The organism is Burkholderia sp. (assembly GCF_018375725.1).
GTDB lineage: Bacteria > Pseudomonadota > Gammaproteobacteria > Burkholderiales > Burkholderiaceae > Burkholderia.
Map to the genome: position 1 here is coordinate 1 of NZ_JAHACR010000405.1, position 3068 is coordinate 3068.

At 66.7% G+C, this 3068-nt stretch carries 1 pseudogene; it reads right to left on the reverse strand.

The features are described from left to right. Positions 1 to 3005: pseudogene (locus KH616_RS23515) on the reverse strand (DNA translocase FtsK); the annotation flags it as partial. Between the last annotated feature and the right edge of the window lie 63 nt (positions 3006 to 3068).

Sequence of the window (3068 nt, forward strand, 5' to 3'; positions counted from 1 at the left end):
TCGTACAGCGGATCCGCCTCGGCGTCCGGCGTTTCGCCGAACAGGTCCTGCGCGGCGCCCTCGGCGGCCGGGCCGTCGAGAATCCCTTCCTCGTACTGCGGCTCGCCGAACTGCTTCAGGTATTCGACGATCCGGTGCACTTCCTCGTCGGCGACGAACGCGCCGTGCACGCGCTGCGGATAGCCGGTGCCGGGCGGCAGGAACAGCATGTCGCCCTGGCCGAGCAGCGATTCCGCGCCCATCTGGTCGAGAATCGTGCGCGAGTCGATCTTCGACGACACCTGGAACGCGACGCGCGTCGGGATGTTCGCCTTGATGAGCCCGGTGATCACGTCGACCGACGGACGCTGGGTCGCGAGGATCAGGTGGATGCCTGCCGCGCGGGCCTTCTGCGCGAGCCGCGCGATCAGTTCCTCGATCTTCTTGCCGGCGACCATCATCAGGTCGGCCAGCTCGTCGATCACGACGACGATCAGCGGCAGGGTCGACAGCGGCTCGGGATCGTCCGGCGTGAGCGAGAACGGGTTGCCGATCTTCTTTTCCTTCGCCTCGGCGTCGCGGATCTTCTGGTTGAAGCCCGCGAGGTTGCGCACGCCGACGGCCGACATCAGGCGGTAGCGCTTTTCCATCTCGCCGACGCACCAGTTGAGCGCGTTCGCGGCGAGCTTCATGTCGGTGACGACCGGTGCGAGCAGATGCGGAATGCCTTCGTAGACCGACAGCTCGAGCATCTTCGGGTCGATCATGATGAGCCGCACTTCCTCGGGCGTCGCCTTGTACAGCAACGACAGGATCATCGCGTTGATCGCGACCGACTTGCCCGAGCCGGTGGTGCCGGCGACGAGCATGTGCGGCGCTTTCGCGAGATCGGTGACGACTGGGTGGCCGGTGATGTCCTTGCCCATCGCGATCGTGAGCTGCGAGGCCGAGTGCTGGTAGGCGCGCGATGCGAGGATTTCCGACAGGCGGATCATCTGGCGCTTCGCGTTGGGCAGTTCGAGGCCCATGCAGGTCTTGCCGGGAATCGTCTCGACGACGCGGATCGACGTGAGGCCGAGGCCGCGCGACAGATCCTTCATCAGGCCGACGATCTGGCTGCCGCGCACGCCGAGCGCGGGCTCGATCTCGAAGCGCGTGATCACCGGGCCGGCGGATGCGCCGACGACCGTGACCGGAACCTTGAATTCCTGCAGGCGCTGCTCGATGATCTGGCCGGTCCGGGCCAGATGCTCTTCGGTGATCGTTTCGATATCGCCGGATGCGGGTTCGAGCAGATCGAGCGACGGCAACTCGACGTTGGATGCCGCGGGCGCGTGGAATTCGAACGCGTTCGGCCGTGGCTGGCGTGCGGGAGGCGCGGCGGGGGCGGCGTCGATGGGGACGACGTCGGTCGCGGGCGCGAACGGCGCGGAGGCCGTCGCGGCCGGGGCGGGCGTGACTGCGGTTGCTGCGGGGGCGATCGCGGCAGCAGGTGCGGCGGGCATGCCGGATACGCCAGCGGCAAAGGGCGACGCAATCGCGGACGACGGTGCAGTGAACGTGCCGGAGACTGCCGGCGCACCGAGCGGTGCGACTCCGCTAACCGGATGGATGGCCGCTTGCGAGACGACGAAGGTGGAAGTCGCGGGGATCGAGGTGGACGTCGACGCCGGCGGAATCGGGGTGCTCGCGACAGGTCGCTGCGGTGTCGCACCGGGCGCGGGCATCGCGTGGGCGATGTACGCAGGCGTCGCGAATGACGATGTGGATGCGAGCGTTGGTGCCGGTGCCGGTGCCGGCGAAGGCGAAGGCGAAGGCGAAGGCGAAGGCGAAGGCGAAGGCGAAGGCGTTGGGTTTGGCGTCGAGGCAGCCGCAGCCGTTGGAGCAGGTTCTGCTACGGTCGGCTGCATCGGCGTGTCAGTCGCAGGTGCGATTGCTGATCCCGGTACGAATACGCTTGCAGGCGAAGTCATCACCGGTCGAGCTTCAGCATGTTGCTCTGCTGCGAACGGCGCGACGTTCGCATTGCCTGCCGTACCCGACGACAGGACGGCGACAGCCGAAACCGCAGGCTGCGATGCCGGGGCCGTGTGAGGCATCGCAGCAACGACAGCTGCCGGAGCATGGTTCGCGGCGCTTGCTGCCAACTCAGCCAGAACGACGGGAGCTTCGACGTGCGTCATTGCTTCGGAGGCGGCGTGGATGACCGGACTTTCTTGCGGATCATCGTCGGTGCTGCTCGTCTCCACAACAGACGCGGCTGACGAATGCGCTTCGGCGTTTGCTGAACCGATGGCCGTCGCGAGATCCGCTGCTTCGGAAATCGCGGCGCCGAGGTGCGCGGTTGCGGTGGGCGTCAAGGCGATATTCGCGGTTTCAGGTGCGTCGACGGTCGATGCAGCGTTCGCCGCCACGCTGGCGTCGATTGCATTCGGCTCGATCGCGGGCGTGCCGATCGCCATGGCGGTTGCAATGGAGACCGGCGCCGACGCATCGTCGGCCTCGTCTTCCCAAGGTGCAAGACGGCTTGCCGCGCTGACATGCGATGTAGCGGATTCCTGACCGAGTGCAGGCGACGCATCGAGCATCGCCGCATTCAGGACTTCGACCACAGGCGCGGTGTCTTCGATTTCGCACGTGCCCGTGACGTCGGCGCAAACCGTGCTCGCGTTCGATATGTCGGCGGTACGCGGATCCGGCGCCGCCGTTTCCGTGATCGGGCCGGCAACAGGCTCCACGACAGGTGCGACAACCTTATCCCACTCGATCACGTTTTCGTTTTCCGGACTGTCCGCGACGTGTGCGCTTGCGTTGGCCGGCGCGATATCGTGCCAGACGTCCGCGTCCGCGGCTGGCTGGACGATCGACGCGACCGTGCCGTTTTCAAAGCTGTCGCGATGCGTATCCGTATCTTGTTGCTGCGCCGTGGGCGTCAGGTCGGCTGGTGTAGCGGACAGCGGCGAATATGCGGCACGCTCCATTGCAGTCGCAGCAGTCGCAGCAGTCGCAGCAAGCGGCGCGGCGGATCGCACGATGCCGGCTGGCGTCGCGCTGGCCATCGACGCCCATTGCGCGGTGCTTGCCTAGAT